Source organism: Actinoplanes sp. NPDC048967 (assembly GCF_040649415.1).
Lineage (GTDB): Bacteria > Actinomycetota > Actinomycetes > Mycobacteriales > Micromonosporaceae > Actinoplanes.
This window is the reverse complement of the sequence record NZ_JBEZFL010000003.1, coordinates 346,513-362,206: the sequence shown is the minus strand read 5'-3', so window position 1 is coordinate 362,206 and position 15,694 is coordinate 346,513. Positions and strand designations below refer to the sequence as shown.

The 15,694-nt window shown below is 70.8% G+C and carries 18 protein-coding genes; 11 read left to right on the top strand and 7 right to left on the bottom strand.

Annotated elements, in window-relative coordinates:
• Positions 1-146 precede the first annotated feature (146 nt).
• The 3 genes from AB0C12_RS14230 (at position 147) to AB0C12_RS14220 (ending at position 2,709) form a co-directional block, all read left to right on the top strand.
• Entirely contained in the window at positions 147-1,103 is a 957-nt protein-coding gene (locus AB0C12_RS14230; protein ID WP_360548996.1) for a heme o synthase, read from the top strand.
• Between the two features lie 227 nt (positions 1,104-1,330).
• Positions 1,331-1,627 (top strand): hypothetical protein, encoded by a 297-nt coding sequence (locus AB0C12_RS14225; RefSeq protein ID WP_203763057.1) that lies wholly within the window; start codon positions 1,331-1,333, stop codon positions 1,625-1,627.
• 161 nt (positions 1,628-1,788) lie between these two features.
• Positions 1,789-2,709 carry a helix-turn-helix transcriptional regulator gene (locus AB0C12_RS14220; protein ID WP_360547781.1) on the top strand — a complete coding sequence of 307 codons (921 nt, stop codon included), beginning with the start codon at positions 1,789-1,791 and terminating at the stop codon, positions 2,707-2,709.
• Between the two features lie 3 nt (positions 2,710-2,712).
• Here the strand turns inward: AB0C12_RS14220 and AB0C12_RS14215 are convergent, their stop codons facing one another.
• Positions 2,713-3,642: a COX15/CtaA family protein gene (locus AB0C12_RS14215; RefSeq protein WP_360547779.1), complete on the bottom strand. Its 930-nt coding sequence runs from the start codon at positions 3,640-3,642 to the stop codon at positions 2,713-2,715.
• Positions 3,643-3,791: 149 nt separating this feature from the next.
• Between AB0C12_RS14215 and AB0C12_RS14210 the strand changes: the two genes are divergently transcribed.
• The 8 genes from AB0C12_RS14210 to AB0C12_RS14175 are packed head-to-tail and all read left to right on the top strand — an operon-like array spanning position 3,792 to position 10,333.
• Complete coding sequence (locus tag AB0C12_RS14210; RefSeq protein WP_360547777.1) at positions 3,792-4,499, top strand: transcriptional regulator; 708 nt, start codon at positions 3,792-3,794, stop codon at positions 4,497-4,499.
• Positions 4,496-5,929 (top strand): Fe-S cluster assembly protein SufB, encoded by a 1,434-nt coding sequence (gene sufB, locus AB0C12_RS14205; RefSeq protein WP_360547775.1) that lies wholly within the window; start codon positions 4,496-4,498, stop codon positions 5,927-5,929. Before AB0C12_RS14210 ends, sufB begins: the two co-directional genes overlap by 4 nt.
• A gap of 41 nt (positions 5,930-5,970) precedes the next feature.
• Positions 5,971-7,104, top strand: coding sequence for a Fe-S cluster assembly protein SufD (sufD, locus tag AB0C12_RS14200; RefSeq protein ID WP_360547773.1), 1,134 nt, complete (start codon positions 5,971-5,973; stop codon positions 7,102-7,104).
• Entirely contained in the window at positions 7,101-7,433 is a 333-nt protein-coding gene (locus tag AB0C12_RS14195; RefSeq protein WP_360547771.1) for a non-heme iron oxygenase ferredoxin subunit, read from the top strand. Before sufD ends, AB0C12_RS14195 begins: the two co-directional genes overlap by 4 nt.
• Positions 7,430-8,194 carry a Fe-S cluster assembly ATPase SufC gene (gene sufC / locus AB0C12_RS14190; protein ID WP_360547769.1) on the top strand — a complete coding sequence of 255 codons (765 nt, stop codon included), beginning with the start codon at positions 7,430-7,432 and terminating at the stop codon, positions 8,192-8,194. Before AB0C12_RS14195 ends, sufC begins: the two co-directional genes overlap by 4 nt.
• Positions 8,195-8,208: 14 nt before the next feature.
• A complete protein-coding gene (locus tag AB0C12_RS14185; RefSeq protein ID WP_360547767.1) occupies positions 8,209-9,438 on the top strand; it encodes a cysteine desulfurase in 1,230 nt (409 codons plus the stop codon).
• Positions 9,435-9,896, top strand: coding sequence for a Fe-S cluster assembly sulfur transfer protein SufU (gene sufU, locus AB0C12_RS14180; protein ID WP_360548994.1), 462 nt, complete (start codon positions 9,435-9,437; stop codon positions 9,894-9,896). Before AB0C12_RS14185 ends, sufU begins: the two co-directional genes overlap by 4 nt.
• Complete coding sequence (locus tag AB0C12_RS14175) at positions 9,893-10,333, top strand: metal-sulfur cluster assembly factor (RefSeq protein ID WP_360547764.1); 441 nt, start codon at positions 9,893-9,895, stop codon at positions 10,331-10,333. Before sufU ends, AB0C12_RS14175 begins: the two co-directional genes overlap by 4 nt.
• Before the next feature lie 57 nt (positions 10,334-10,390).
• Here the strand turns inward: AB0C12_RS14175 and AB0C12_RS14170 are convergent, their stop codons facing one another.
• From AB0C12_RS14170 to AB0C12_RS14145, 6 genes are all read right to left on the bottom strand, one after another.
• On the bottom strand, positions 10,391-11,206 hold the full coding sequence (locus tag AB0C12_RS14170; RefSeq protein ID WP_360547761.1) for a hypothetical protein: 816 nt from the start codon (positions 11,204-11,206) through the stop codon (positions 10,391-10,393).
• Between the two features lie 83 nt (positions 11,207-11,289).
• On the bottom strand, positions 11,290-12,027 hold the full coding sequence (locus tag AB0C12_RS14165; protein ID WP_360547759.1) for an SDR family oxidoreductase: 738 nt from the start codon (positions 12,025-12,027) through the stop codon (positions 11,290-11,292).
• Positions 12,028-12,199: 172 nt separating this feature from the next.
• A complete protein-coding gene (locus AB0C12_RS14160; RefSeq protein WP_360547757.1) occupies positions 12,200-13,219 on the bottom strand; it encodes an alcohol dehydrogenase catalytic domain-containing protein in 1,020 nt (339 codons plus the stop codon).
• On the bottom strand, positions 13,219-14,061 hold the full coding sequence (locus AB0C12_RS14155) for a fumarylacetoacetate hydrolase family protein (RefSeq protein WP_360547755.1): 843 nt from the start codon (positions 14,059-14,061) through the stop codon (positions 13,219-13,221). The genes AB0C12_RS14160 and AB0C12_RS14155 overlap by 1 nt, the downstream gene beginning before the upstream one ends.
• Entirely contained in the window at positions 14,058-14,930 is an 873-nt protein-coding gene (locus AB0C12_RS14150) for an SMP-30/gluconolactonase/LRE family protein (RefSeq protein WP_360547753.1), read from the bottom strand. The genes AB0C12_RS14155 and AB0C12_RS14150 overlap by 4 nt, the downstream gene beginning before the upstream one ends.
• Positions 14,927-15,661: an IclR family transcriptional regulator gene (locus tag AB0C12_RS14145; RefSeq protein ID WP_360547751.1), complete on the bottom strand. Its 735-nt coding sequence runs from the start codon at positions 15,659-15,661 to the stop codon at positions 14,927-14,929. Before AB0C12_RS14145 ends, AB0C12_RS14150 begins: the two co-directional genes overlap by 4 nt.
• Between the last annotated feature and the right edge of the window lie 33 nt (positions 15,662-15,694).

Sequence of the window (15,694 nt, the reverse complement as noted above, 5' to 3'; positions counted from 1 at the left end):
CGGCCTGTGACGCCGTACACCCGTGCCGGGTCGACCGGAGGGCGCCCCGGGCTGCGCGTAGTCTGATCGAACGTGCCGGCCGGTCCCCATCGGCCACGGCTCTGTTCCACACCCTCGCCGATGCCGGAAGGTGGCTGTCCGTGAGCATGATCACCGAGCGTCCCGACCAGGGGCGGTCGCCCGGTCTTCTCGAGGCGGCCCCGCCCACGGCGGGCCGGCCGGGAGGTCGCCGCGATATCGGCGCCGTGGTGAAGGCGTACGTCTCGCTGACCAAGCCGCGGATCGTCGAGCTGCTGCTGGTGACCACGATCCCGGCGATGATGCTCGCCGCGGGCGGCTGGCCCAGCCTGTGGCTGATGGCGGTCGTGCTGGTCGGCGGGTCCCTGGCGGCCGGCGCGGCGAGCGCGCTGAACTGCTACATCGACCGCGACATCGACCAGCTGATGCGGCGCACCAAGCGGCGCCCGCTGCCGGCGCACACGGTCACCCCGCGCTCGGTGCTGATCTTCGGCCTGGTGCTGGCGGCGGTGTCGGTCGTCCTGATGGGCGCCTTCACCAACTGGCTCGCCACGGCGATGACGGCGGCGTCCATCTTCTACTACGACGTGGTCTACACGCTGTGGCTGAAGCGGCGGACCCCGGCGAACACCTTCTGGGGCGGCATCTGCGGGGCGGCCCCGGTGCTGATCGGCTGGGCCGCGGTGACGGGCTCGGTGGCCCCGCTCGGGTGGGCGCTTTTTGCGGTTGTGTTCTTTTGGCAGATGCCGCATTTCTATGCCCTGGCCATCAAGTACAAGGACGACTACGCCCGCGCCGGCATCCCGATGCTGCCCGTGGTGCGCTCGGCCGGCCGGGTCAACGCCGAGATCCTGATCTTCACGGTGCTGATGCTGGTGGCGTCCCTGGCGGCGTGGCCGCTCGGTCTGGGGCCGATCTACGGCGTCACGGCGGTGCTGTCGGGCGCGATCTTCCTGTCCGAGGCGGTGCGGATGGTGCTGCGCTCACGGCGCGGGGAGCCGCTCAAGCCGATGCGGCTGTTCCACTGGTCGTACACGTACCTGACGATTCTGTTCATCGCGGTGGCGGTCGACGCACTCGTCTGAGTGGTGGCAATGCGTGATGACATTCACGCACGTCGCACAGAATGCCCGTTATTCGGGTTAGCGAGGTCACGCTCCGTACCCCGTTAGGTGGAACCTGACCTGGGGTGCAATTCGGGCAGTATCGGTCGAAAACAATGTCCGTGGCGCTTAAACCCGCAGGTAATTGCCATCACAAAAACGTACTGGGTGTGCTTGCCAAGGCCGGAAGTCTGCCTAGGCTGCGAGTCATGGCAGAAGGTTCCGATACGACACTGACCGCCGACATCAAGTCGTTCGCCGTCGGCCACGGCGGCGCGAAGGCGGTCATCGAGTACGTCGGCAAGCGGGGCGCCCGCATCGTCCTGGTCGGCGAGGACGGCGAGTGGACCGACCAGTTCGCCGCCGACGGCACCGACGTCGCCCGCAAGGCATGCGAAACAGCAGGCGTCGAAGTGGAAAACGCATGGGAGCGGGAGCTCATGGAGCAGATGCGCCCGAGCAACGACCTGTGGCGCTCGATGTCCCGCCGAAGCATGGCGCGCTGAGCCCGGGGTCACTCCGCCCCCTCACATACAGCCCTTGTCCGTTACAGCGGCCCGGAAACTTCCGGGCCGCTTTCGTATGTCTTGATCGCCCGGCCCAACCCCGCTGAGCTTGGTGAAAACGGTCAAGCGACCGCCCACCCCACGCTGGCAGGCTCAGGGACGTGAATCCCTCCGACGCCTTCGCGGTGTTCCTCTCCGGTGTGGCCGACTGTCTCGACGACCACGCCGTCGACAGCGACGCCCTGGCCGGCCGGCTGCATCTTTCCCGTTCGCACCTTGATCGGCTGGTTGCCGCCGCCTCCGGCGAGACCCCGGCCCGCTTCCGGCGCCGGGTGCTGCTGGAGCGCGCCGCCTTCCGGCTGCTCGACACCCACACCGGAATCCTCGACGTCGCCGTCGAGGCCGGCTACGGCTCCCACGAGGCGTTCACGAGAGCTTTCACCCGCGCGTACGGCCAGACGCCGCAGGCGTGGCGCCAAGCACCCACCGCCGTGCTGCTCGCGGCACCCAGCGGGGTGCATTTTCATCCCCCGGCGGGCCTGCGGGTCCCCGCCCACCGAAACGAAGGAAGCGAGGCGAGTTCGATGGATCTGGTCAGCAAGATGGTCGAGCATCACGTCTGGTTGCTCGGGGAACTGGTCGGCCGGGCCGGCACCGTGGACGGCCGCCTGCTGGACCGGCCGGTGTCGGCGCCCGGACAGGTGGACGACGATCCCACCGTGCGTTCGCTGCTGTCGCGGCTCATCGGTCAGATGGACATGTGGAACCGGGCTCTCGCGCTACGCGACTACGACTGGGACGTCGAGCGCAACGAGAGCTTGACCGGCATGCGGGACCGGCTCGAGGAGGTGGGTCCGGCTTTCCTGACCCACGTACGGCAGGCCGTCGCCGAGGGCCGGCTCGATGACACCTTCGTGCACGCGCAGTGCAGTCCGCCGCAGGTGTACACCTATGGCGGGCTCATCGCCCATGTGCTGACGTTCGCCGCCTACCGCCGCACGGTCGTGGTCGGGGCGCTCGCGGATGCCGGGGTGGGCGACTTGAACTTCGGCGACCCGCGGGACTGGGTCGCCGAGCACTGAGAGTCAGGCCACGGGCTCGGGAATCGCGGCCGGAACCGGCGGGGTGCTCCGCGGTGACTCGTGGAACGGGCGTTCGCGCAGGCTCCACAGCACACTCAGCGTCGCCACCCAGACCAGGCAGGCGCCGAGCATGTGGGCTCCCACCAGGAGCACCGGCAGGTGGGTGAAGTACTGGACGAAGCCGATCAGGCCCTGGGACAGCTCGACCACGATCAGGACGCCCGCCGCCCGGATCGCCGGGGCCGGGGCCCGCACGGCGCGCAGCGCGAACCACAGGCCCACGGACAGCCCGATCAGCAGGAACACCAGGTCGGCGTGGGCCTGGGAGATGGTGGCCGGGTCCAGGCCGTTGCGCTTGGCGTTCTCGTCGCCGGCGTGCGGGCCGCTGCCCGTGACGATCACGCCGACCACGATCACGGCCGCGCTGACCAGGGCGGTCAGGCGGGCCAGGGTCGGCAGCGGGGTGCGGACCAGGGTGCGGCGGGGGCGGTCGCCCTCGCTGGTGCGTCTCCAGAGCGCGTACGTCGTCGCGATCAGCGCCATCGACAGCAGGAAGTGCAGGCCGACCACCCACGGGTTCAGGTCGGTCAGCACCGTGATCCCGCCGATCACGCCCTGACCCGGAATGCCCAGCCCGGCCGCCAGCGCCAGCAGGATCAGCGACCGGCGTCGCGGCTTGTGCAGCAGGGCGGCGACGAAGCAGGCCAGGGCGATCAGGCCGAGCATGATGCCGAGCACCCGGTTGCCGAACTCGATCGCGCCGTTGATGCCCATCTCGGGGGTCGACGTGTACGACTCCTCGGTGCATCTGGGCCAGGTGGGGCAGCCGAGGCCCGATCGGGTCAGGCGGACCGCCGCGCCCGTGACGACCAGGCCGATGTTGGCGATCAGCGAGGCCAGGGCCAGTCGGCGCAGCAGGGTGCCATTGCTCACCTCTGGCATCGTACGCCGGAATTTGATCTTGATTGAGCGCGCCGGGGCCCCGCGGTGTCCTGGATCACCAGGGTGCCGGTTTGCAGGGGCTCCCCGAAATACGTAACGTTGGCGTAGTGAAAAACGGAGTGCTGGCGCGGAGCAGGGGAGTGGCCGTTGTGGCCCCTTCTGCCGACGCGCGCACCCGTGACCGGGTCGCCCAGCTGCTCTTCGAGAGCGGGGCGGCCACCGCCGCCGAGCTCGGTGCCCAGCTCGGGCTCAGCCCGGCTGCCATCCGCAAGCATCTCGACGCCATGCTGGCCGACCAGCTCGTCGAGGTCCGCGAGACCCGGCCCCAGGGTCCGCGCGGCCGGGGCCGGCCCGCCAAGGCGTTCGTGCTCACCGCGGCGGCCCGGGAGGGCTTCCCGCACTTCTACGACGGCATCGCCACCGCCGCCCTGCGATGGATCGCCGAGCACGGCGGCCCGGAGGCGGTCACCGCCTTCGCCACCGCTCAGGTCTCGGCCCTGGAGGAGCGCTGCCGGGCCGCGCTGCTCGAGGCCGGCGACGACCCGATCGCACGGGCGGAGGCACTCGCGGAGGCCCTGACCGCCGAGGGTTACGCTGCCAACGCGACGACGATCGCGTCCGGCGGGCAGCTGTGCCAGCACCACTGCCCGGTGGCGCACGTCGCCGCCGAGTTCCCCCAGCTGTGCGACGCCGAGACCGCGGTCATCTCGCGGCTCATCGGCACCCACGTGCAGCGCCTGGCCACCATCGCGCACGGCGACGGGGTGTGCACCACGCACATCCCCACCCCGCCGCGCGCGATCAGCACAACCGATTCGACCGCCACCACTGTGAGGACAGATAAATGACCGAGCAGATCGTCCAGCCCGTCGTCACCCAGGAAGAGCACCTCGCCGCCCTGGGCAAGTACGAATACGGCTGGGCCGACGTCGACACCGCCGGGGCGACCGCCCAGCGCGGCCTGTCCGAAGCGGTGGTGCGCAACATCTCCGCGCTCAAGAACGAACCGCAGTGGATGCTCGACCTGCGGCTCAAGGGCCTGCGCCTGTTCGACCGCAAGCCCATGCCGAACTGGGGCGCCGACCTCACCGGCATCGACTTCCAGAACATCAAGTACTTCGTGCGCTCCACCGAGAAGCAGGCCGCGTCCTGGGACGACCTGCCGGCGGACATCAAGAACACGTACGACAAGCTCGGCATCCCCGAGGCGGAGAAGCAGCGCCTCGTCTCCGGTGTCGCGGCCCAGTACGAGTCCGAGGTCGTCTACCACAAGATCCGTGAGGACCTCGAGCAGCAGGGTGTCCTGTTCCTGGACACCGACACCGCCCTGCGCGAGCACGAGGACATCTTCAAGGAGTACTTCGGCACGGTCATCCCGGTCGGCGACAACAAGTTCGCCGCGCTGAACACCTCCGTGTGGTCGGGTGGCTCGTTCATCTACGTGCCGAAGGGTGTGCACGTCGACATCCCGCTGCAGGCCTACTTCCGGATCAACACCGAGAACATGGGCCAGTTCGAGCGGACGCTGATCATCGTCGACGAGGGCGCCTACATCCACTACGTCGAGGGCTGCACCGCCCCGATCTACTCCTCCGACTCGCTGCACAGCGCGGTCGTGGAGATCGTGGTCAAGAAGAACGCCCGGTGCCGGTACACGACCATCCAGAACTGGTCGAACAACGTGTACAACCTGGTCACCAAGCGCGCCACCTGCGAAGAGGGCGCGACCATGGAGTGGGTCGACGGCAACATCGGCTCCAAGGTGACGATGAAGTACCCGGCCGTCTACATGACCGGCCCGCACGCCAAGGGCGAGGTGCTCAGCGTCGCGATGGCCGGCGAGGGTCAGCACCAGGACGCCGGGGCCAAGATGGTGCACGCCGCGCCGCACACCTCCTCGTCGATCATCAGCAAGTCGATCGCCCGGGGCGGTGGCCGCACGTCGTACCGCGGTCTCGTGCAGGTCATGGAGGGCTCGCACCACAGCGCCAGCACGGTCAAGTGCGACGCGCTGCTGGTCGACACGATCTCCCGCTCGGACACGTACCCGTACGTGGACATCCGCGAGGACGACGTGGCGATGGGGCACGAGGCGACCGTCTCCAAGATCAGTGACGACCAGCTCTTCTACCTGATGAGCCGGGGCCTGACCGAGGACGAGGCCATGGCGATGATCGTGCGCGGGTTCATCGAGCCGATCGCCAAGGAGCTCCCGATGGAGTACGCCCTCGAGCTGAACCGCCTGATCGAGCTCCAGATGGAGGGTGCGGTCGGCTGACCGCCCCCGGGCCTTTATTCACAAACGAGATCAAGGACGAGATGACTACCGAGGCCATGGCCCCGCCGAGCACCAAGTCGCAGGTGCTGCGCTCCTTCGACGTCACCGACTTCCCGGCCGTGGGCGGCCTGGAGGAGGAGTGGCGCTTCACGCCGATCAAGCGCCTGAAGGAGCTGGTCACGGCGACCACGCTGACCGGGTCGGCGCCGGGCTTCGCGCCCGGCGACCTGCCGGCCGGCGTGTCGGTCACCCAGGTCGACGCGGGCAAGGTCGAGGCGGTGCTGACGCCGTTCGACCGGATCAGCGCGCTGGCGTACGGCGCGGCGGCGAACGTGACGCTGATCGACGTCGCCGCCGACACCGTCGCGGCCGAGCCGGTGGTCATCCGGGTCGTCGGGCAGGGCCTCGAGGCGGCCGCCGCCCGGACCTACGTCAAGCTGGGCAACTTCGCGCAGGCCACCGTCGTGCTGGAGCAGACCGGCGCGGCGACCCTGGCCGACAACGTCGAGGTGGTGCTGGGTGACGGTGCCCAGCTCACCTTCGTCACGCTCACCGAGTGGGACGCCGAGGCGGTGCAGGCCCAGCACGTCAAGTTCAAGGTGGGCCGCGACGCCAAGGTCGTCCACGTGCAGGTCAGCCTCGGTGGCAGCCTGCTGCGGCAGTTCGCCAGCGTGGAGTATGCCGGCCGTGGCGGAGAGGCCGAGCTCTACGGCCTGTACTTCGCCGACGCCGGCCAGCACGTCGAGCACCGCCAGCTCGTCGACCACAGCGTGCCCGACTGCCGCAGCTACGTCGGCTACCGCGGCGCCCTGCAGGGCCAGTCGGCGCACACCGTCTGGGTCGGCGACGTGCTGATCCGGGCGGCGGCCACCGGCACGGAGACGTACGAGATCAACCGCAACCTGCTGCTCACCGATGGTGCCCGCGCCGACTCGGTGCCGAACCTCGAGATCGAGACCGGTGAGGTGGTCAGCGCCGGACACGCCAGCGCGACCGGCCGCTTCGACGACGAGCAGCTGTTCTACCTGATGGCCCGCGGCATCCCGGAGTCCGAGGCGCGCAAGCTGGTGGTCCGCGGCTTCTTCGCCGAGCTGATCAACAAGATCCCGGTCGAGGAACTGCGTGAGCGCCTGGGCGACGCCATCGAGGCGAGGCTGGCGAAGGCGGGTTCATGAGTTTCGAGCTAGTGGGCCCGGCCGCGGATGTCGCCAAGGGCTCCGTCATCACCACGGAGCTCGACGGCGTGGAGATCGCCGTCGTGCACGCCGACGACGACCAGTTCTACGCCGTCCGGGACGAGTGCAGCCACGCCGCCGTCGCGCTCTCCGAGGGGGAGGTCGACGGTTGCACCCTCGAGTGCTGGCTGCACGGCTCCCGCTTCGACCTGCGTACCGGTGAGCCCAGCGGCCTGCCCGCCACCGAGCCGGTGGCGACCTTCCCCGTCGAGATCCGCGACGGCGACATCTACGTTTCGACAACGCCGAGTAATGGAGTCATGCCGTGAGCACCCTCGAGATCCGCGACCTGCAGGTGTCGGTCAAGCTGCCCGAGGGCGAGCTGAAGCCGATCCTGGCCGGCGTCGACCTGACCGTGAAGTCGGGTGAGACGCACGCCATCATGGGCCCCAACGGCTCGGGCAAGTCGACCCTGGCCTACTCCATCGCCGGGCACCCGAAGTACGAGATCACCGGCGGCACGGTCACCCTCGACGGCGAGGACGTCCTCGCGATGACCGTCGACGAGCGCGCCCGGGCCGGCCTGTTCCTGGCCATGCAGTACCCGGTCGAGGTCCCCGGTGTCTCGGTGGCCAACTTCCTGCGGACCGCCAAGACCGCGATCGACGGCGAGGCGCCGAAGCTGCGCACCTGGGCCGGCGAGCTGCGCGGCGCCATGGAGAAGCTGCAGATGGACCCGGCGTTCGCCCAGCGCAACGTCAACGAGGGCTTCTCCGGCGGTGAGAAGAAGCGCCACGAGATCATGCAGCTCGAGCTGCTCAAGCCGAAGATGGCGATCCTCGACGAGACCGACTCCGGCCTCGACATCGACGCGCTGCGCATCGTCAGCGAGGGCGTCAACCGGGTCCGCGCGTCCGGCGAGGCCGGCCTGCTGCTGATCACCCACTACACCCGCATCCTGCGCTACATCAAGCCGGACTACGTGCACGTCTTCGTGGCCGGCAAGATCGTCCAGGAGGGCGGCCCGGAGCTCGCCGAGCAGCTCGAGGCCGAAGGTTACGAGCGTTACGTGGCCGGCGCGCGGGCCTGAGGACCGGGACGATCATGACCTTCGACGTGGCGCGGGTGCGTGCCGACTTCCCGATCCTGAGCCGGGAGGTCAACGGGCACCCGCTCGTCTACCTCGACAGCGCGAACACCTCGCAGAAGCCGCGCCAGGTGCTCGACGCCATGCGGGCGCACCAGGAGCAGTACAACGGCAACGTGTCCCGCTCCGTGCACACGCTCGGCACCGAGTCCACCACGGCGTACGAGGATGCCCGCGCGAAGGTCGCCGCCTTCATCGGGGCGCCCAGCCCCGACGAGGTCGTGTTCACCAAGAACTCGACCGAGGCGATCAACCTGGTGGCGTACACGTCGGCGGAGCTCCTCAAGCTCGGCCCCGGTGACGAGATCGTGGTCTCCGAGATGGAGCACCACTCCAATCTCGTGCCGTGGCAGCTGCTGTGCCAGCGCACCGGGGCGACCCTGCGCTGGTTCGGCGTCACCGACGAGGGCCGGCTCGACGAGTCGACCCTCGGCGAGCTGATCAACGAGCGCACCAAGCTGGTGTCGATCGTGCACATGTCCAACATCCTGGGCACGATCAACGACCCGGCGCGGATCGTCGCCCGGGCCCACGAGGTCGGTGCGCTGGTCATGCTGGACTGCTCGCAGTCCGTGCCGCACCTGCCGCTCGACGTGGTCGAGCTGGGCGCCGACTTCATCGCGTTCACCGGGCACAAGATGCTCGGCCCGACCGGCATCGGGGTGCTCTGGGGGCGGATGGCGCTGCTGGAGGCCATGCCGCCGTTCCTGGCCGGCGGGTCGACGATCGAGACGGTGACGATGGGCGGCACGACGTTCGCCCCGCCGCCGGCGCGCTTCGAGGGTGGCACCCCGCCGATCACCGAGGCGATCGGCCTGGGCGCGGCGGTGGACTACCTGACCGCATTGGGCATGGAAAACGTGCACCGGCACGAGCAGGAGCTCACCGCGTACGCGTTGAAAGCTCTCGCGGACGTGCCGGGCGTCCGGGTCTTCGGCCCGGGCACCCCGGAAGGCCGCGGCGGCACGGTCTCGTTCGAGGTCGAAGGTGTGCATCCGCACGATGTCGGGCAGATTCTCGACGACCTCGGTGTTGAGGTGAGGGTGGGACACCACTGCGCGCGCCCGGTGTGCGCGCGGTTCGGGGTCCCGGCGATGACCCGGGCCTCGTTCTACCTCTATACGACGACCGACGAGATCGACGCCCTGGCGCGCGGTCTGGAGCAGGTGCGGAAGGTGTTCGCCTGATGATCGACCAGCTGTACCAGGAGATCATCCTGGACCACTACAAGCATCCGCACGGCAAGGGCCTGCGGGCGCCGTACGGTGGCGAGGCGCACCACGTCAACCCCACCTGCGGCGACGAGGTGACCTTCCGGGTCGCCGTCGACGGCTCCACGCTCAAGGACATCTCGTACGACGGGATCGGCTGCTCGATCAGCCAGGCTTCGGCGTCCGTGCTGCACGAGCTGCTGCAGGGCCGCACGGTGGACGAGGCGGCCCCGGTGCAGGAGGCGTTCGTCGCGCTCATGCAGAGCCGCGGCCAGATCGAGCCCGACGAGGAAGTGCTCGGGGACGGGGTGGCGTTCGCCGGCGTGGCGCGCTATCCGGCCCGGGTCAAGTGTGCGCTGCTGCCGTGGATGGCGTTCAAGGACGCCGCGGCGCGCGCCGGTGTGGGCGTGAGCCCGGAGGTGAAGACAGCATGACGGACAGGACGCTGGAAGAGATCGCCTCGGACGCGGCCGACACGGCGGGTCCCGACGACGCGACGGCCCCCGTGGTGGCGGAGGCGGAGACGGCGCCCGGCACGGTCGTGTCGAAGCCGACCATCGCCGACATCGAGGAGGCGATGAAGGACGTCGTCGACCCCGAGCTCGGCATCAACGTGGTCGACCTCGGACTGGTCTACGACGCGCACGTCGACGACGACAACGTGGTGACCCTGGACATGACGCTGACCTCGGCGGCCTGCCCGCTGACCGACGTCATCGAGGACCAGACCCGCCAGGCGCTGACCACCGGGCCGGGCGGCGGTCTGGTCAAGGACTTCCGGATCAATTGGGTGTGGCTGCCGCCGTGGGGCCCCGACAAGATCACCGACGACGGCCGCGAGCAGCTGCGCGCGCTGGGTTTCAACGTCTGAGAGCGCACAGCTTCACGAGAACGCCGGGTCAGCTCGCTGACCCGGCGTTTCTCGTCCTTACGCCGGCGTGACCGATCCGTCGAACAGGGTGCACCGGGTGGTGGTCCACCCGACGATGGCGCCGTAGGTGTCGAAGACGCCGACGGTCAGCTCCTCGGCGTAGTAGTACGGGGTGCCGGTCTGCGTGCGGGCGTAACCCGCGTCGGTCCAGGTGCCGTCCGCGGCCCGGGTCACGCGGTGCTCGATGTCCCAGGCACCCCCGAGCAGCTCGGAACGGAAGCGCGGTTCGTTCTGCACGTGCTGGATGATCCGCACGACGTGGTAGCCGACCCGGGTCGGGCGTCCGGCCCCGGACGACGCCCCGGCCTGCCCGTTGACGCCGTCGACGGTCGCGGTCACGGTGCGGGCCTCGGGGTCACAGGTCAGCGTGGCCGTGGTCCGCTGGTCGTAGTTGCAGGACGCCTCGCGGGTGGTGAGCGTGACGCCGGCGGCGTTCTTGAACGTGACCAGCAGGTTCTCCCGGTAGAAGAGGGAGGTCACCGGGTCGAAGGTGGTGTGGTATCCGGTCGCGTTGACATCGCCGGTGCTGGTGCTGGTGGTCTTGACCACGTACGGCTGGGCCGCCGAGGCGAGCGCCGTGGACGTCGTGGCCGTGACCCGCGTGCCACCGCGGCGCTGGAACTCGACGATGACCGAGGTCGGGGTGCCCGGGACGAGCAGGTTGCCCGAGGCCCAGGTCGTGACGGCGCCGGTCTCGGCGTCACAGGAGATGTTCGCCCGCAACGGCGTGGCCGCCTGGGCTGCGGTGGGCGTGATCAGCAGTCCGGCGGTCGCCAGCACGACCAGGCCGGCCAGGGTGCGCAATCTTGACATGGGGGTCCCCCGAGGAGTTCGGCGATGGTGCGCCCCAGACGCTAACAATGATCGACGCGAGCCGCTGTCCCCGGTGGACGGTCTCAGCCGGGCAGCCGGATCCCGGTCATACCGCCGTCGACCGCCAGCAGTGTGCCCGTGGTCGCGGACGCCAGCGGGCTGGCCAGATAGGCGATCGCGTGGGCGATCTCGGCCGCCGTGACCAGCCGCCCGGTCGGCTGCCGCCCGCGCAGCGCGGCCGCGGCCGCCGCCGGATCCTCGGCCGCGTTCAGCAGCCGGGCCACCCACGGGGTGTCGGCCGTGCCGGGCACGACCGCGTTGACCCGTACGCCCTGCCGGACGTGATCGGCGGCCATCGCCAGGGTCAGCGAGGCCACCGCGCCCTTGCTGGCCGAGTACAGGGCCCGCTGCGGCAGGCCGAGCGGTGCCGCGATCGAGCAGGTGTTGACGATCGCGGCGCTCGGCGAGGCCAGCAGGTACGGCAGCGCCGCCCGCGACATCCGCGCGATGCCGACCACGTTGATGTTGAGCACCCGGTGCCACTCGTCGTCGCTGTTCGCGGTGACGTCGCCGACCGCGCCGATGCCGGCGTTGTTGATCAGGATGTCGATGCGGCCGCAGCGCTCGGCGACCGTGGCGACGGCCGCGTCCACCGATGCGCTGTCACCGACGTCGCAGACCACCGACAGGTCGGCGTCCTGCTCGACCAGGTCGAGGCCGGCCACCCGGGCGCCGCGTTCGCGCAGCAGGGCGGCGGTCGCGGCCCCGATACCACTGGCGGCACCGGTGACGATCGCGGTGAGTCCGGCGAACTCGGTCATGCCTGGACCTCCCATGTCGTGCCGAACTGGCCCGCGCCGGCCGGGCGGTGACCCGGCGTTGTGCCGTCGTGGCCCGGGCCGTCCTGGCCGGCGGCGTTCCGGCTGGGGCCGTCCTGGCCCGCGCCGGCCGGGCGGGGATCTGTTGCCGCTGGGCGTGGCCCGATGCGGCCGGTCATGACCGGAGCCGGGGATCGACGTGGATCTTCGGTCCGGCGCCCCAGCCGGGACGGCGTTGGCCGGCCAGCACCGCGGCGACGTCATCGAGCCCGACAGTGGCGGCGACCAGCGGGCGCGGGTCGACTTCCCCCGAAGCGAACAGCTCGACCGTCCCGGCGAACCCACCGGAGGCGCTGAGCACCCCGACCGCGGTGACGTCCTTGAGGGCCAGCGTCCGCGAGTCGATCAGGCTGGGCTCGGCGGAGAGCCCGACGTAGACCACGCGCCGGCCCGGCTCGACCAGCTCAGCGGCGAGCGCCGGCAACTCCGGTCCGTTGGACGCGTCGATGACCGCGTCCCAGGCCAGGTCCGGCAGGGTCTCGGCGGTCCAGCCCTGCGGAAAGCCCACCGAGGCGGCGAAGGCCAGCGACGCCTCGCTCCGCCCGAGCAGGTGCACATCAGCGCCCTGGGCGAGCGCGATCTGGGCGGTGAGCAGGCCGATCGCGCCGGGGCCGAGGATCAGCAGCCGCCCGCCCGGCGGCAGGGCCGCGCCGCGGACCGCGCGCAGCGCGTTGCCACCGGGCTCGACCAGGGCCCCCAGCGCCGCGTCGACCTGCTCGGGCAGGACCTGCAGAGCTTTCACCGGTACGGGCAACTGCTCGGCCAGCGCCCCCGGCCAGCCGTTGCGCACGCCGATCTCGTACCGGTCGGCGCACACGTGCTGCCGCCCGGACCGGCACCGCGCACAGCGGCCGCAGCCCAGCATGGTGTCACCGGTGACCCGCCGCCCGAGCCAGGTCTCCGCCACCCCCGGCCCGACGGCGCTGACCGTGCCGGACCATTCGTGGCCGATCCGCATCGGGTACTTCGCCTGGTCGGTGTGCAGGTACGACATCGCGCCGCTGAAGAACTCCATGTCGGTGCCGCACACGCCGGCCCGTTCGACGTCGACCACGACCTCACCGGGACCGGCCGCCGGCGGCTCGACCTCCTGGACCTCGGCCCGGCCCGGCCCGGTGATCACGAAGGCGCGCATCAGCGGGCGGCCACCACGGTCTGGCGCTGGCTGCCCAGGCCGTCGATGCCCAGCTCCATGACGTCGCCGGGGCGCAGCCAGACCGGCGGGTCGAAGCCCATGCCGACGCCGGGCGGGGTGCCCGTGTTGATCAGGTCGCCGGGTTCGAGCACCAGGAACTGGCTCAGGTAGCGCACGATCTCGTACGGGTCGAAGACCATCGTGGCGGTGCTGCCGGTCTGCCGCCGGACGCCGTTGACGTCCAGCCACAGGCCCAGCGCGCTGACGTCGGTGATCTCGTCCGGGGTGACCAGCCACGGCCCGGCCGGGTTGAACGTCTCGGCGGACTTGCCCTTCGACCACTGCCCGCCGCGTTCCATCTGGAAGGCCCGCTCGCTGATGTCGTTGCTGACCAGGTAACCGGCGATGGCCTCGCGGGCGGCGTCGTGGTCGTCCAGGTAGCTCGCCCGCCGGCCGATCACGATGCCCAGCTCGACCTCCCAGTCCAGCTTGGTCGACCCGCGCGGCTGCCGCACCCGGTCGTACGGCCCGACCAGGGTGTTCGGCGGCTTGGTGAACAGGATCGGCTCGGCCGGCACGGCCTGCCCGGTCTCGGCGGCGTGGTCGCGGTAGTTGAGCCCGATGCAGAGGATCTGGTGCGGGCGGGGGATCGGTGCGCCGACCCGTTCCCCGGCGAACCGGCGTACCTGCCCGGCGGCGATCCGGGCCTCGACGGCCTGCCGGAACTCCTGCGGCGCGGGGAAGAACAGCGCTTCCAGGTCGGCGGCGTCGACGTAGGTCTCCTCGTCGACGCGGACGACGGTGCGCTCGAGCCCGGCGTCGCCGATGCGCATCAGCTTCATGTCTCTCCAGGGTTGGGTCCGGCCCACGGGGTCACCGGCAGCCCGGTGACCCCGACGTCGGCCAGGAAGAGCCGGCCGGACATCGGATACGCGGCCAGCTGGCCCGCGTCCAGGTGGGCGGTGGCGGTGGTGATCAGCAGCCGGTCCAGGCCCGCCCCGACGAACGCGACGCTGGTGGTGTGCGGGGCCGCGACCGTGACGACCCCGGCGGGCCGGGCGTCGGGGGTGAACCGGCGCACCTCACCGGCGCCCCAGATCGCGATCCACAGGTGCCCGTCCGCGTCGGCGCACAGGCCGTCGGGCAGCCCGTCGGTGATCCGCAGCCACTCCCGGCGGGGCCCGGTGACGCCGGTGGCCGCGTCGTACGAGCGGACCCAGACGATGCCCGGGACGCTGTCGATGCTGTAGAGCAGGCTGCCGTCGGGGCTCCAGCACAGTCCGTTGGACAGGTTGAGGTCGTCGTCGAGCACGGTCAGCGAGCCGTCGCGCTCCAGGCGTACCAGGGTCTCCTCGCCCTCGGTGTCGCCCAGGGCGAGCGTGCCGACCAGGAACGCGCCCGCCGGATCGCAGGCGCCGTCGTTCAGCCGGCGGCCGGAGCCGGCGGCGACGACCCGGGTCGGCGGCGTGGTGAGCAACGTTTCCGCGCCCGCCACCAGCAGCTCGCCGGCGGCCGAACAGACCACCGCGCCGACCGTGCGGTCCCGTTTCTGAGTGCCGGTGACGATCACCCGGTCGCCGTCGAGCCGGCCCTCGTGCACCGTGCCGGCGTCGATGTCGACCCAGAGCAGCCGGTCGCGCGGGGCGTCCCACACCGGGCCCTCGCCGAGCATGAAGCTCTGCGTGGAGGCGACCTCGGCGGTCCGGTTCATCGGGCCGCCACCGTCGCCCGGATGGTCTGGACCTCGGCGACCAAGGTCGCCAGCGGGGTGCGGGAGACCGGCGCGGAGACGCTGACGGCACCGCTGGGCCGGGTCGGCGAGGTCAGGAACACGGGTACGGCGAGACAGACGATGCCCGGCTCGTTCTCCTGGTCGTCGACGGCGTACCCGTGGGCACGGATGGTCCGCAGCTCCGCGGCGAGCGCTTCTGCGCTGGTCAGAGTATGTGGCGTGCGCTGGGGGAGGAGACGGTCGCCGACCCAGGCGGTGACCGCGTCGTCGTCCGGCAGCGCGTACGCCAGCAGCAGCTTGCCGACCGCCGTGCTGTGCACCGGGTTGCGCCCGCCGACCGTGGAGCTCAGCCGCAGCGCCCCGGCGGCCGGGTCGACCTTGGCCCGGTAGACCACCGTGTGGCCGTCGAGCACCGCGTAGTGGGCGGTCTCGCCGTAGCGCTCGGTCAGTGCGGTCAGCACCGGGGCGATCCGCAGGTGGTCGGGGCGGGCCTCGTGGTGGGCGAACGCCAGCCGCAGGAACTCGTCGCCGAGCACGTACCGGCCGTGACCGTTGCGGGCGGCGAAGCCGAAGCGGCACAAGGAGGCCAGGGCGCGGTGCACAGTGGGCTTGGGGCTGGCCACCGCCCGGGTCAGCTCCTCCAGCGAGGCGCCGTCGGCGTGGCCCGCCAGCTCGGCGAGAACGGCGAGCACTCGGTCCGTGCCGACCAAGGGGGGTGCGGTATCCGGGGGCACTGGCGTACC

Excerpts from the sequence above, each read along its gene's own strand:
- sufD (WP_360547773.1), top strand. The coding sequence starts at position 5,971 with ATGACTACCGAGGCCATGGCCCCGCCGAGCACCAAGTCGCAGGTGCTG.
- AB0C12_RS14175 (WP_360547764.1), top strand. The coding sequence starts at position 9,893 with ATGACGGACAGGACGCTGGAAGAGATCGCCTCGGACGCGGCCGACACG.
- AB0C12_RS14185 (WP_360547767.1), top strand. The coding sequence starts at position 8,209 with ATGACCTTCGACGTGGCGCGGGTGCGTGCCGACTTCCCGATCCTGAGC.
- AB0C12_RS14225 (WP_203763057.1), top strand. The coding sequence starts at position 1,331 with ATGGCAGAAGGTTCCGATACGACACTGACCGCCGACATCAAGTCGTTC.
- AB0C12_RS14150 (WP_360547753.1), bottom strand. The coding sequence starts at position 14,930 with ATGAACCGGACCGCCGAGGTCGCCTCCACGCAGAGCTTCATGCTCGGC.
- AB0C12_RS14170 (WP_360547761.1), bottom strand. The coding sequence starts at position 11,206 with ATGTCAAGATTGCGCACCCTGGCCGGCCTGGTCGTGCTGGCGACCGCC.
- AB0C12_RS14160 (WP_360547757.1), bottom strand. The coding sequence starts at position 13,219 with ATGCGCGCCTTCGTGATCACCGGGCCGGGCCGGGCCGAGGTCCAGGAG.
- AB0C12_RS14230 (WP_360548996.1), top strand. The coding sequence starts at position 147 with ATGATCACCGAGCGTCCCGACCAGGGGCGGTCGCCCGGTCTTCTCGAG.
- sufB (WP_360547775.1), top strand. The coding sequence starts at position 4,496 with ATGACCGAGCAGATCGTCCAGCCCGTCGTCACCCAGGAAGAGCACCTC.
- AB0C12_RS14155 (WP_360547755.1), bottom strand. The coding sequence starts at position 14,061 with ATGAAGCTGATGCGCATCGGCGACGCCGGGCTCGAGCGCACCGTCGTC.
- AB0C12_RS14195 (WP_360547771.1), top strand. The coding sequence starts at position 7,101 with ATGAGTTTCGAGCTAGTGGGCCCGGCCGCGGATGTCGCCAAGGGCTCC.
- AB0C12_RS14165 (WP_360547759.1), bottom strand. The coding sequence starts at position 12,027 with ATGACCGAGTTCGCCGGACTCACCGCGATCGTCACCGGTGCCGCCAGT.